At 68.7% G+C, this 12,252-nt stretch carries 11 protein-coding genes; 3 read left to right on the forward strand and 8 right to left on the reverse strand.

Annotated features, from left to right (window positions below; translation table 11 throughout):
* Positions 1–334: 334 nt before the first annotated feature.
* The 4 genes from Vau01_RS55525 to Vau01_RS55540 form a co-directional block, all read right to left on the reverse strand.
* On the reverse strand, positions 335–2,530 hold the full coding sequence (locus tag Vau01_RS55525) for an alpha/beta hydrolase (RefSeq protein ID WP_204010577.1): 2,196 nt from the start codon (positions 2,528–2,530) through the stop codon (positions 335–337).
* A gap of 270 nt (positions 2,531–2,800) precedes the next feature.
* Entirely contained in the window at positions 2,801–2,998 is a 198-nt protein-coding gene (locus Vau01_RS55530) for a hypothetical protein (protein WP_204010579.1), read from the reverse strand.
* A gap of 294 nt (positions 2,999–3,292) precedes the next feature.
* Positions 3,293–4,237: an alpha/beta hydrolase gene (locus Vau01_RS55535; protein ID WP_204010582.1), complete on the reverse strand. Its 945-nt coding sequence runs from the start codon at positions 4,235–4,237 to the stop codon at positions 3,293–3,295.
* Between the two features lie 57 nt (positions 4,238–4,294).
* Complete coding sequence (locus Vau01_RS55540) at positions 4,295–4,591, reverse strand: putative quinol monooxygenase (protein ID WP_204010585.1); 297 nt, start codon at positions 4,589–4,591, stop codon at positions 4,295–4,297.
* 146 nt (positions 4,592–4,737) lie between these two features.
* Here Vau01_RS55540 and Vau01_RS55545 point away from each other — a divergent pair, with 146 nt between their 5' ends.
* The 3 genes from Vau01_RS55545 (at position 4,738) to Vau01_RS55555 (ending at position 7,674) form a co-directional block, all read left to right on the forward strand.
* Positions 4,738–5,625, forward strand: coding sequence for an AraC family transcriptional regulator (locus Vau01_RS55545; RefSeq protein ID WP_204010588.1), 888 nt, complete (start codon positions 4,738–4,740; stop codon positions 5,623–5,625).
* A 497-nt stretch (positions 5,626–6,122) separates the two neighbouring features.
* Positions 6,123–6,593, forward strand: a complete 471-nt coding sequence (locus Vau01_RS55550) for a calcium-binding protein (protein WP_204010592.1) — start codon at positions 6,123–6,125, stop codon at positions 6,591–6,593.
* Between the two features lie 241 nt (positions 6,594–6,834).
* Positions 6,835–7,674, forward strand: coding sequence for a hypothetical protein (locus Vau01_RS55555; RefSeq protein WP_204010595.1), 840 nt, complete (start codon positions 6,835–6,837; stop codon positions 7,672–7,674).
* A gap of 715 nt (positions 7,675–8,389) precedes the next feature.
* Here the strand turns inward: Vau01_RS55555 and Vau01_RS55560 are convergent.
* The 4 genes from Vau01_RS55560 to Vau01_RS55575 all read right to left on the reverse strand — a co-directional run bounded on the left by Vau01_RS55560 (position 8,390) and on the right by Vau01_RS55575 (position 12,099).
* The gene (locus Vau01_RS55560) at positions 8,390–9,460 is read right to left on the reverse strand and encodes a WD40 repeat domain-containing protein (protein ID WP_204010598.1); all 1,071 of its coding nucleotides are present in this window, start codon (positions 9,458–9,460) and stop codon (positions 8,390–8,392) included.
* A 451-nt stretch (positions 9,461–9,911) separates the two neighbouring features.
* Positions 9,912–10,526, reverse strand: a complete 615-nt coding sequence (locus tag Vau01_RS55565; RefSeq protein ID WP_204010605.1) for a hypothetical protein — start codon at positions 10,524–10,526, stop codon at positions 9,912–9,914.
* 3 nt (positions 10,527–10,529) lie between these two features.
* Positions 10,530–11,117, reverse strand: coding sequence for an RNA polymerase sigma factor (locus Vau01_RS55570; protein WP_204010607.1), 588 nt, complete (start codon positions 11,115–11,117; stop codon positions 10,530–10,532).
* Between the two features lie 523 nt (positions 11,118–11,640).
* Complete coding sequence (locus tag Vau01_RS55575; RefSeq protein WP_204010609.1) at positions 11,641–12,099, reverse strand: hypothetical protein; 459 nt, start codon at positions 12,097–12,099, stop codon at positions 11,641–11,643.
* Positions 12,100–12,252 lie beyond the last annotated feature (153 nt).

Here is a 12,252-nt window from a genome sequence, read left to right on the forward strand (position 1 = left end):
ACCCGCGTTGTCCGTAGCGATCTCACAGTTGTGACTCCTTGGGGGCGAGGTGCCGTTGGCGGGGCACTCAGTTGTCGAGAAGTTTCGAAAACTTTCGAGCTATTCGGCGAACTGATCGAGTGCCATTGCCTGAACGGTGGCAAGCCATGCCGGGAGTCGCATGGCGCTCGCCTCCGACCGCGAGAGTCGGAAAGGCCGAGCCGACCGATAACGCCTATCGAAACGTTACCGAAACATAAGACGTATAAGGAATCATGTCAAGATGGAAGTCTGTCGATGACCTCGGGCGAATCGATAGTTTCGAAGGCAACGGCAACCGACATCCGCCGTGACGTCAGCCTCCGTCGGATCGAAACAGGCGCGGCGCGAAGTCGATGAGGTTCTTTTGCCACGCGTCCCAACCGTGCGGGCCGGGTGTCACCCCGGCGAACTCGTACCGGATTCCGAGGGAGTCGAAGGTGGCCATGGTGGACAGCACGATCGGGTAGACGAAGTCCGTCACGTTGCCGGTGTACATCCGCAACAGCTTGGTACCGCTGTTGACCGCCCCGACGTCGAAGCCCGTGGAGTTGAACACCCCCGCGGAGAACGTACCGATGTACGCGAACTCACCGGGATGGGCCTTGAGGATGTCCAGAGCCTGAAACCCGCCCATCGACAGGCCGGCGAGTGCCTGCCGCGCCGGGTCGGGCGAAACGTGGTACGCCGCCCGGGCAGCCGGGACGATGTTGTCCAGCAGTTCCTTCCCGAAGTCGGGCACGTTGCCGTTGCCCATCACCACCACCATCGGCACATGCGTCCCGTCGCGGAAGCCGTTGTCGAGGATCTGCTTCGCGCGGCCCATCTCCACCCAGTCGGTGTAGTTCTGGCCGCCGCCATGCTGGAGGTACAGAACCGGGTACGGTTCGGCGCGGGCCGGATCGTAGCCGGGCGGTGTCCACACGTACGCGGTGCGTTCGGCCGCGACCACGGTACTGGTGTAGGTCAGGGTCGCGAGCGTGCCGCCCTGTCCGGTGGGGACATCGGTCAGTGGCCGGGCCGCCCGGCCGGGGGCGAGGAAGGTGCTCCAGGTCGGTTCGGTGGTGATATGGGTCGGGTTCCCGATGTCCTTGTGCGACACGAGATCGACGATGAACTTGTAGTAGTAGAACCAGGGTTTGAGCGGGCCCACGGTGCCCCGCCACCGGTCACCGGTACGGGTTAGCGGAACGTTCACCCAGCTGCCGCCCGGCGCCCAGTTGCCCCACAGCGTCACCCGGCCCGCACCCGCAAACTCCGTGCCGGTCTCGACGGTGACGAAGGTGTCCCCGTTGGCGTCCCGGGTCAGCCACGGCGTCGGCCGCGAGCCCGCTGCCGGGGTCGTGAACTCGCGGGTCAACGGCAGATGACCGGCACTCGGGCGATGGTCGTGAACCGGCCGGAACAAGCGCGGAAGGAAGTCCACCAGGTTCTCCCGCCAGGCATTCCAGGTGTGGCCGTCGTCCGGGTTGACCCCGTCGAAATCGTGCCGCACCCCGGACCGGTCGAGCAGACGCAGCGTCCCGTGGGTCGGGTTGTACGCGGGGTCGGTCACGTTCCCCGCATAGAGGCGCAGCAGTCGGGTGCCGGCGTTGACGGCCCGGCCGTCGATCCGCAGGTGCCCGTCGGTCAAGGGACCGGCGAACGAGCCCGCGTAGGCGAACTCACCCGGATGGGTCAGGACGGTGCGCAGCACCTCGGTGCCGCCTGCCGACGCACCCGCGAGTGCCCGGTGTGCCGGGTCGCGGGCAATGATGTATTTGCGCCGGACCGCACGGTCGATGGCGTAGAGCTCCTGGTGGAGGTCGGCGGTGCTGCCGTCGCCGAGCACGACCACCATGGGTTCGATACGCCGCCGCACGGCGAGGTTGTCGAGGATCTGTCTGGCTCGTCCGAGGTCGAGCCAGTCGCTGCGGGACCCCTGGAGATAGAGCACCGGGTACGGGTGCTGCCGGCGCACGTCGTAGCCGGGCGGCGTCCACACCGTGACCGACCGCGTCTGCCCCGAGCCGGCACGATAGTCGACGGTGCCGAGCGCACCGCCCTGCCCGGCCGGCACGTCCGTGAGCAGGCTCGCGGACTCCCCCGGGACGAGGAACGTGCTCCAGGTCGGGTCGGAGGCGACCGTGGTGGCGTTGGTCGGATCCTTGAGGAGCTTGGTACCGTCGGCCCGGATCCGGTAGCGGTACAGACCCGGCCGCAGCGGACCGATGACCGAGGTCCAGGCGTCTCCGGAACGTCCGAGGCCCAAGTCCGCGACGGCGAACGACGGACCGAAGTCCCCTTCGACGACAACGTTCGACACCGCGCCGAACGCACTCTCGAGATCGGCGGCCGGAACCCGGAACGACACGAAACCGTCGGACACGGTGAGCCACGGGGTCGCCGCCGCCGCCGGTTGGGCCGCGGTCAGCACGACCGTCGCCCCGAGGACGAGGGTGCCGAGCAACGCCGGGAAGCGGCGTCGGCCGACGCTGCGTCTGCGCCACCGCTGCCAAGATGTGGGTGTCATGCTTCGACTCCTCGCGCTGTGACGGGCGGCAACCCGAGGGGGGGTCACGTCTTCGTGGCGCGGTGGGGCGGCACCCCGGCCTCCCGGTCAAGCAGGCCGGGGACGGCGGAAACCTCGGGCTCCCCGTGGTTGCACGGGCTCCGCGGCATGTCGTGGGCCGCAGTGAGCACCGCCAGCGAGTTAGTTGTGAACGATAACATACCCTGCTCATCCAAGCCCGTCAATCACCGGGGATCAGCCGCGGCGGCCGGCGTGCTGGTGGTTCGAGGCCTATGCGGACGGGGCGGACCGGGTTCGGACGGGTGTTCCCCGCCGGAACGCAGGGGGACCGATCAGGAAGGTCGATACGGCGAACATGGCGGCGAAGACGGCCACCGCGATGCCCGGCGCCCACCGGGTTCCCAACCGGCGGCGCAGCTTGAGCAGCATCGGGACCACGGCGGCCAGGCCGATCGCGCCGAACAGCACGGTACCGCCGATCCCGGCCGCAGCGCCGTGCCGGCCAGCAGCCCCACGTGGGTGCGGTGCCACTCGCCGCCGCGCTGCACGTGGTCTCCCTGCGCCGGCTGCGCGCCACCCGCCGCGCGACCGCACCACCACCGGGTCCGCCGTGCGCATGGCCGGGTGAGCCACCCATCGTCGAGAAGGACACCTCGGCGATGTCGCCGGCGGTCTCGTCGAGGCCGTTCGCGAGGTCGACCCGCGCGGATCTGACGATTCTCAGCCCGTCCATCGACGACGCCGTGTCCGGGGCCGGGCAAACTATCTCGTCGCCGTCGATTCCAGGAGGCGGGCGAGCCAGTCGGTGCGGGTCCGGCGGGCTGTGACGGAGATCTTGGCGTGGGGAAAGAGGGCGTCGAAGCCGTGGAAGCCGCCGGCCCAGATGTGCAGTTCGGCCTGGCCGCCGGAGGCCCAGATTGCGGTGGCGTAGGCGACGTCCTCGTCGCGGAAGATCTCGGCGGTGCCGGCGTCGATGTAGGTGGGTGGTAGGGCGGACAGGTCGGTGGCGAGGGACGGGGAGATGTACTCCGACACGTCGGTGGCGTCGGGTAGCAGTGAGCGCCAGGCGAACTCGTTCGTTTCGCGGGTCCAGACGCCCGGAGTGCCGGCGAACTGGCGGCTGGAGACGGTCGTGTTGCGGTGGTCGAGCATCGGGCAGATGAGGACCTGGGCGGCGATCGACGGGGTGCCGCGGTCGCGGGACATCAGCGTGACGCCCGCGGCCAGCCCGCCGCCGGCGCTGGTGCCGGCCACCACGATGCGGGCCGGGTCGATGCCCAACTCGGCGGCGTTCGTGGCCGTCCAGCGCAGGGCCGTGTAGCAGTCGTCGACCAAGGTTGTGCCGGTGAATTCCGGGGCCAGGCGGTAGTCGACCGTGACCACGACCGCGCCGAAGCGGTCCAGCCATTCCAGTGGGATGTCGAGCTGCGCGAAGCGGTCGCCCATGACCATCCCGCCGCCGTGGATCCAGTAGATGCAGGGCGCCGGTGCGGTCAGGCCCTTCGGGCTGAGGATCGTCAGCGGGATGTCGGCGCCGTCCTGGGCTGGGACGGTGACCTCGCGCCGGTCGACGGCGCGGTTCTCCAGCAGCGGCTCCAGCGGGCTGGAGGAGTACGGGCGGATCTGGGCGAGTGACTCGGCGTCGAGTGCCGTGACGAGCGGGATGTCGGCGAGGAGGGCGGCGAGCTCGGGGTCGGTGGCGATCATGATGCGGGGTCCATTTCGTCGTGAGAGCTGAGTCCGGGGGTAGGGGTCAGTCGGGCGTCAGAAGGTTGCCTTGCCGCCCACGGGGATCTCGTCGGTGTACTGCGACTCGCCCGCCAGCAGCGGTTGCAACCGTGCGACCAACGTCTGCGCGGCCTCCGTCGCGAAGAACTCGGCGTGGGCCTCGCGGCTGGTCCAGCCCTCGGTGACCGAGACGACGTCGCCGTTATTCGCCGAGCGGGTGACCAGGAAGACCACGCAGTCCTCATGTGGCAGCGACGGGGCGGCCAGCAGCAGTTCGACCAGCTCGTCGCCCTTGCCGGGGTGGGCGGTCATCGTGGCGCGGAAACCGTGCATGGTAATTCCTCCTGGTGGTGGTCCGAACTGGTATGTCTGTCCACCAAGAAAAGCACCATGAGGTGCGCAAACGTTAGAACGATGCTCGCCGGTGCTTGCCTGATCCTCTCGTTGTCACGAGGATCGGTCCGTGGTTCACTCGGTCTGTGAGCCTCGACGAGCTGCGTGCCCTGTGCGACCGCCACGCCCGGCCGGACGGCGCGACCGCGATCGACGGCGTGCTGGTATCCAAGGTGGAACACTCGACGCCGCCGTCCACCTCCATGTCCGGCACCGTGCTGGCCCTCATTGCCCAAGGGGCCAAACGGATCGCGCTCGGTGATCGCGTCTACGAATACCGCGCCGGGCAGTACCTCATCGCGTCCGTGGACCTGCCGGTCACAGGGCATTTCATCAACGCCACGCCGCAGGTCCCGGCGCTCGGGTTCGGGCTGGTGCTGCAGCCGGCCGCGGTCGCCGAACTGTTGCTGTCGTCCAGCCCGGCCGACCTGCCGCCCCCGGCCGCCGGAGTGCCATCGGGGCTGGCCGTCAGCGACGCGCCCGGCGAGTTCGTCGACGCCGTGGTCCGGCTGCTGCGGCTGCTCGACCGGCCGCGGGACATCGCCGTGCTCGCGCCGCTCATCAAGCGCGAGATCCTATGGCGGGTCGTCACCGGCGAGCAGGGCACGGTGGTACGACAGCTCGGGCTGGCCGACAGCGGGTTGACGCACATCGCGCGGTCGGTGCGCTGGATCCGTGAGCACTACACACAGGCGTTCCGGGTCGAGGACGTGGCACGGCTGGCCGGCATGAGCGTGTCGGCGTTCTACCGCAACTTCCAGGCGGTCACCGCGATGAGCCCGATCCAATTCCAGAAGCAGATCCGGCTGCAGGAGGCGCGGCTGCTGCTCGCCACGCATCCCAACGACGTCACCGGGGTCGGGCTGCGGGTCGGCTACGACAGCCCGTCGCAGTTCAGCCGCGAGTACCGGCGCCAGTTCGGTGCGCCGCCGAGCCAGGACGCGGCCCACCTGCGCGGCGTGTCCGCCCGGTAATGCCATGTCAGGTCTGTCTATCTCCCGATCCCTCAACCGCTGACCGAATCCCCGACGCCGGCCGAATGCCAACGACGACCAGGGATGCATGTGCAGCGACGTCGTGCAGCCAGATGTCAACGTGTCCGAAGTCGATTGCCCTTGGTGTCTCGTACAGCGAAGTGTCGCCCGCGCCTACACCGGCCACACCGACAAAGCCGGCCCAGCCGCCACCTGCATCAAGCCGACCTCCAAGCCGTCGCCACCGCCCTCGCCGCCCTACCACACCCCCACGCCACCACCCTCGACGACCTCGGAATCCACACTGAACAACGACGAACTGCTCGCTCAGTTCGGCGAGCCGCGATCCGCCTGTGTCGTCATCGTGTGCGGGCGACATCGTAGGGCGTCCGCTGACGTCCGCAGCCGTCCGTCACCGTCCACGTCGGCCCGCCATAGGTCACGGGATCTGGGAGTGTTGTCCCCGGCCAGTATCCGTCGACGGACCGGAGGACTTCATGCCTGGGAGCAGCCCGCCGCTGACCAACCGCCTGGCCGCCGCGACTGTGATCGGCCTCGTGTTCGCCGGTGGTCTCGTCGTCGCAACGCCCGCGCAGGCTGCGGTGTTCACCTGTGCCGGGGAACCCGCCACGATCGTCGCGTCGGGCGGCGGGACCACGCGTGGCACCGCCGGTCCGGACGTCATCGTCACCTTCGACCGCGTGGACGTGATCTGGGGCCGTGGCGGCGACGACCTCATCTGCTCCGGTGGTGGTGGCGACCTCGTCCGCGGCGAGGACGGCAACGACATCATCTACAGCGAAGACGGCTTCGACGAGGTGAGCGGTGGCACCGGCGACGACACCATGGTCGGCGGACCGGGGAACGACAAGCTCTGGGGCAACGGCGGGACCAACGTTGCCGACGGCGGCCCGGGATCGGACCAGTGCACCCTCTCCCGGATCAAGCTCAACTGCGAACGCACCTGAACTCCTGCCGCAGATGACGGGCTGTCCGTCAGCGCCGTACCGGAGCGTTCCCCCCATGCACACCTGAAGCCACGCGCTCCTCCTCGATCTGCCTGGCGTGGACTCGCTGACGGATCCGACGTGCGTGACGCGTCCGAATGGAAGGTCGCGGTCACCGGCCAGACCATCGCCGGTCCCGGAGCCCAGATATCGGGAGATTGCTCGTTGTCGCTACGTCGACGGTTTCTGACGAAAGGATGAGATGAGGGTGCGTTTCGCGCCGTGGTTCGCGGCCTGCTTCATCGCCGCCGGGCCGACGTTGACGGCCGTGGCGGTGATGCTGTCGGTTGACGAGAACACGGAGGCCGGGTTGGCGGTCCTCCTGTTCGGCGTGGTCCTGACCCTCTTTGGCGGGCTCTACGTTGGGTCGCTTCCCTATGCCGTCGTCAGCGAGTCGTCCGTCGTGGTGCGGACCGGCAACGAGCGGCAGGTGCCCGCCTATCTGGCCTTCGCCCGTCGCGACGACCGGGACCACACGTCCGCTGCCCGTGGAGTCCGGCGAGTCGTGCGCCCCCTCGCGTGTGTCCTGGTCGTCGCACTATCGACGGCCGGCTGCGGTGACGAGCCGAAGGAGCCGAACGCTTCAACCGCCGGCGGCAGCCCGGCCTCGACCGCGGCATCGTCGACGGCGTCCGCGACGTCGAGCCCGTCTCCGAGTCTGCCTCCGAGCCCGAGTCCGACGCCGAAACGCTGCCCATGGAGTGAGCAGAACCCACGCCCGCTCGGCGACGACGGCATCTCGGTCACGCTGGACACGACCTGTCTCGGCGACGGCCACCGATGGTCGACCGGAGGCTGGCTGTACGTCCTACCCAGCCCGAGAACGACCGCCCGCAACAACACGTTCGACAACGGCTTGGTGCTCCCGATGGAGTGCGCGGTCCGCAACGGGCCGCCATTCAGCGACATCGACGGTCACTCGTCCCCGGTGTGGGTGCGGGTCCGCGGCGTGATCCTCAACCAGTTCACGGCCAAGGGCTACGCCCAGCACGCGGCGATCGGCTACGCCGACATCACCGACCAGCCGGAATGCGTGCAGTAGGGGACTCGACAACGCGCAGGGACCACAGCCCGGCCAAAGCAGGACGCGGCGTTCGGCCAATTAGGCCAACGTCGGCGGCTATGACGTACGGCTGCGTTGCCTGTCCCCTGCTTGGGCTGGGTCGACCCGGATGGCTCGGGGGTTCTGTTTCGGGCTGTGTGGGGCCGGCGCGCTGGTGGGGGTGGTGGCGGGCATCGCGTACCAGACGCCGAGCGCCCAGGCCCGCCGCGAACGGCCGCGCACTCCGTTGGAGATCCTCACAGATCAGAATCGCCGTCAGCGGCGGGCCAAGCGGGCAACCTGGTGGCGGCTGGTCCGGTGGCGGGGACGACTTCCTCGACGGTGGCGGCGACGACTGACTGTTCGGTGGTATGCCACAGCGCCAGGGTTGCGGCCGGTTGCGGCCCGCCGATGGGGGTGCCGCGCGAGTACGGCGACCGGCAGCAGACCCGCGCGAGGCTCCCACCAACGTCGCCGCTGACGCCGTCTACGCCACTGACAGACGCTGTCGCCGACCACTGACATTCTGCGGTCGCTCAACATTCCTATCCGGGGAAGGCCGGTACCGTCCGATGCGGTTGCCGCCGGTGTGGCATGAGCTGCCGACCGGTGGAACCCACCCCGACTTGAATACGCGCCCCCTACCGATCGTCACGTCGGCCGTCCGGTTTCCGCGCGACGAAGGATCGCGCGGCGGCGGAGCGTGCCCGGCGGTCTAGGTCACGCGGGTCGGGTACAGGCGTATCACCGGGTGGTTGTGGTCGAAGACGGCGATGGTCCGGCCGTTGGGGTTCAGTGCGAACCCCGACCCGCCGGGCATCGTCGGGGTGATCTGTTCGCCGGTGTCGGGGTTCCAGATGACGGTCGCACGTTGGCTGCCGCCGACCAGGAAGTCACCGTTGGCGCTGAACGCCACCCGGTAGACGTAGCTGTCCAGACCGAGCAGCGGTCGCCCTACGTGCCTCCGGTCGCGCAGTGACCACAACTGGACCGAGCCGCTGTCGCGCCCGATCGCCATCGTCTGCCCGTCCGGACTGATCGCGACCGACAGCGCGCGACCACCCGCTGGAGCGACCGCGACGGCCGTGCGTGAACGGATGTCGAACAGCGTCACCTGATCGGCGCCCGCCACGGCGACGGTCCGGTTGTCCGGGAGGAACGCGACGCCGGTGATGCCGAGTGCCGTGCGGATTCCGTGCACGGTCGGCCACATGTCGAACGGAGCACCGACGGGTGCGCGCGCCGCCACGTCCCACACCCGGAGGATCCCGTCGATGGAGGCCGACACGAGCAGCCGGCCGTCGCCGCTGAAGTCCAGATCGGTGACCGGTCGCGGATGGCTTGCCGGCAGCGCCTCCAGAAACCCCTCACGCGACGCGAACGGGCCCTTGTCATGGTCGGTCGGACCGCCCACGAACACCCGACCGTCGGCACAGCCGACCGCCCGCACCGGGCCAGCGATCGGCGCGTAGACAAGGCGGGTGGCACCGCACCCCCTCATGAACTGACCGTCGGAGCCGCCCTCGGCGAGCCACCACGACCGGGCGATGTCGTCGCTGACGCCGATCACCCGTTGGCCGTCGGGACTGAACGCGACATCGCGCAGGCCGACCGAGTCGACGATCTCGCGAGCGGCGCCGGCGCCCGTCGGTGCCGCCGGGTCGAAGCGCGGCGCCGAGTCGTCGCCACGCAGGAGAGGCAGCGTGATGACGACGATGAGCGCCGCAACCACCACGTGCAAGCCGATCTGCGGAACCACGCCGATGGATCTGAACGGTGACTGCATCGAGACCCCCCGAATGATGCCGGCCCACCGACGCTAACCCGAACCGCCCGCACAAACATTGATCGTGACCAAGTAGCAGCCGGTTCGCGACCTGTGGCCGGGTTCGACGGCAACGAGATCGCATGGCAACGTTCTTCTACCTCCAGGAGTGCAAGCCGCAGTAGATCAACCGAGCCCAGCTCGTCGTTGCCGTTTGGTACACAGACCTCAGGACAAGCGCCCCGATAGCACGGCCGCTGCTGGGCATCGACGACGGCGAAGCTGTCAGCCTGTGGGACGTCCACGCCGACGCGCCGTTCGGTGCGCCGCTGACGGGGCCGGTTTGCGGTGCCCGGATGCTCGCCGATGGCCGGGGGTGCTGACGTCGGCCACGGGCCCGACACGCCTAATCCTGCCGCGGGCTATGGATCGGTGCCCGATGCCGGTCTGCGGCCACGTCGACCCGCAAGGCCTACCGCCCCGCCTTGGTCGGCGACACGGGTTCCACGGTCGCGACAGGGCCCCCGGGGCCGCCGGAGTCACCCGAGCCCTCGGGAAGGTCAGGCAGGCAACTCGGTACCTTTCCCTGCACCGCAATGCCCTCGCTCAACGTGAGCACGTCGCCGTCCTTTTTCGCGGCAACCAGTATCATGGAGCCTGGCCGCACACCCTTGGTCTGCACGGTGACCGAGCCCTCACCGCCGCCAACGCTGGAAACGGTGCCACTCGACTCGCCGGCAAAACGCTCGTCGATCTCGAACGTGTCCTTGCAGTCCGCGGTCATCGGCACGGCCACGACGGGAGCGCCGATCCTGCGCAGCTCCGCGTTGGCGGCGTCCACCGCACGGATGTCGCTGATGGACAGCGTCACCGTCCCATCGGCGTTTTTGCTCACGGCGTACGCAGGGGTGTTCCCGTCGAAGACGGTCACCGCGATCGCGATGGACCCGGCGACGGTCAGTGCGCCAGCCGTGACCAACAGCGGACGTACCCTCGTCGGCCGAGGCGCCCGACGGACGAACTCACTCATCGCGACCCCGTGCCGCTGCACCAGCTCGCCCAACAGTCGCTCCTCGAACATGCCCATGACTCAGTCCTGCCCCTTCTTCCGTCCGACAAGAGCGCGCAACGTGTTACGCGCCCGAAACAACCTGATCCGCAGCGCACCCGACGAAACGCCGAGGGCCACCGCCGCCTCCCTGGGCTTCATACCGACGAGGTCGACCAGCTCGACCACTTCCCGGTCCAGTGCGGGCAGCGAGGTCATGGCGTCGAGCAGCCCACGCCCGTCGCGCTCGGCGTCGATCCGCACCGCCAGTTCCGCCGCCTCGTCCACATCCAGCTCGCGGTACCCGCTCAGCCGCATGGCCATTTCCCTGTTGCGGCTGGTGGACTCACAGTGCTTGGCGAACACCCTCCTGGCGATGCCGATCACCCACGCCCGCGCGGTGCCCTTCCCGGGATCGAACGTCGGAAAGGAGACGATCGCCTGAACGAAGGTTTCCGACGTCAGATCGGCGACCGTCTGCGGATCGGTACTTCGCCGCGCGAAGAACGCGGTGACAACATCGAAGTTGGCCCGGTAGACAGTCTCGAACTCCAGCAGCAGACCGCTGGCGGGCCCCGGTGCGCGCCGCGCCTCTGGGCGGCGCTGTGACTCGACCACGATTTCCCTCACGTTCACTAACTTGCGGCCCTGGCAGATTTCCGTTACGGAGGTCGCTGTGGTCCACGGCCCAGGCAAGGTCGCGTAGTGTCCGTCTTGGTCACGTGATGCTGAGTCTGGTAAGGGTTCGCGGACGTGGTGGCGGAGCGCTCTGGCGGTGTTGGCCCAGTCGTGATGTCGCACAATGCCGATGGCGAGGTCTCGCCGCAGCGCTGACCCGGCACCTGGCGTTCCTGCCACTCACCTGGTAACGGCGTCCTTCACCCGTAGGCGGCCCATCGGCGGAAGCATTCAGCGGTGCTGTCCGACCTTCTCGATGACCCGCCACTCCCCGCCGACACGCAGCGTGCGGACCGACCAGCCGGCACACGCCGTCGACCCACCGCGCTCACCACCTCCCCCGACGTCACCACAGTGCCGCAGGTGATGGCGCCGGCGGCGATCGTCAGCGCGTACGGGCGGTGGCTCAACAGCCTCACCGGCCCGGTCCAGATAGTCGTGTCGACGCAGCGGGTCGACCTGGCCAGTCAGGCCATCAGCATCGCCGACGCCGCACCGGATCTGCCGCACCCGGCGGCTGACCGACGCCGCCCTGGACTACGCGCAGTTCCTCGAACAGGTCGCCGAGCAGCGCGATCCGTTGTGCCGCACCGTCGCCGTCGCCTGCCCGGAAACGCCGATGCGCTTCACCAATCTCGGCCCAGATGAGACCGCCCCTTGCCTCCACACCGGGCACACCATCGACCAGTCGAAGCGGATCCATGACGCCCGCAAGCGACTGACAGAGGTCGGCTTTCAGCTCGTCGACCGCCGTCTCCACGTTGTCTTCCTCTTCAGACCAGTCAATGTTGGCCTCGCGTAGCTGCTGTGCAGCAAGGCTCGTGACAGCTTCGGGGTCGTGAACGACGACCTCCAAACGGCAGTACAGCTGCATCGTGACGGGTTGGAGTCGCTTCACGCGTCCAGAATCCCACAAGAAGATCACGACGATCACAAACCCGAGCGTGCCAACCACTACCGCACCAGCCTGCCAGGCCAACATCACGCCAGCCCACTCCCCGGAAGGCCCGCTGGTGGCGGGTCTGGTCGTCACCGCCGTTGGTCAGGCAGGCGAGCCGGAGCCCTTCGCGCGGATCGCGGGCGGCCC

Origin of the sequence: Virgisporangium aurantiacum (assembly GCF_016863635.1) — a bacterium.
Lineage (GTDB): Bacteria > Actinomycetota > Actinomycetes > Mycobacteriales > Micromonosporaceae > Virgisporangium > Virgisporangium aurantiacum.